The organism is Streptomyces sp. ADI95-17 (assembly GCF_003846175.1).
GTDB lineage: Bacteria > Actinomycetota > Actinomycetes > Streptomycetales > Streptomycetaceae > Streptomyces > Streptomyces sanglieri.
This window is the reverse complement of record NZ_ML123058.1, coordinates 53,015-53,668: the sequence shown is the minus strand read 5'-3', so window position 1 is coordinate 53,668 and position 654 is coordinate 53,015. Positions and strand designations below refer to the sequence as shown.

At 66.2% G+C, this 654-nt stretch carries 1 protein-coding gene; it reads left to right on the top strand.

Annotated features, from left to right (window positions below; translation table 11 throughout):
* Positions 1–141 precede the first annotated feature (141 nt).
* Entirely contained in the window at positions 142–486 is a 345-nt protein-coding gene (locus tag EES42_RS44135) for a hypothetical protein (RefSeq protein WP_124723804.1), read from the top strand.
* The last annotated feature ends 168 nt before the right edge of the window (positions 487–654 follow it).

The window sequence follows — 654 nt, the reverse complement described above, 5'->3', positions numbered from 1 at the left end:
GACTGGGTACCGGTGCCCCTTGTACGGCGGCGGCGTACTGCCCACGGACAACCCCCTCCACCATGATCAACCCGAAGATCATCCCACCCGGCCAGCCAACGTGACAGTGCCATGCGAATGCATGAAGATGGCCTCGACCTCATGACCGACCACGATGTCGTCACCGAGCTGGTGTTCAACCAGACTCCCAACGGCGACACCGGCGCGCTCGCCCCGCACGAGACCTTCGACTGGCCCGCGATCGAGGCCGAGCACACGGACCACGCTCGCGCATGGCTCACCGCCCAAGGCGTTCTCTGGAATCCGGAGACAGGGACGGTCACCTGTCCCGCAGGTATGGATACTGCGCAGGCCGCCGCCCTCTGGGACCGCGCGCGGGACGAGGCGGACACCTACGTGCTCGACCTGATCGACGAGATCCGCCGAGGCAAGCCCGGCGACGATGGCGAGCGCACCGACGGCTACGCCTGGGTTCGCCTGCTGTAGCACCAACATCGGCTTCGCCGCCTAGAGAACCCCTGCGCGCCCCTCTGAGCGCTTGTCAGTCACCCCGGGTCTCCCAACCCGGGGGTGACTCGCGTTCCTCTTCAGTAGCCTCACAGCATGGTCTCGGACACGGTCGCTGTAGGCGTCCTCACCTTCATTGGAACAGGG

What these genes read in the sequence shown, in the direction of transcription:
- EES42_RS44135 (WP_124723804.1), top strand. Translation starts at nt 142, where the DNA reads ATGACCGACCACGATGTCGTCACCGAGCTGGTGTTCAACCAGACTCCC.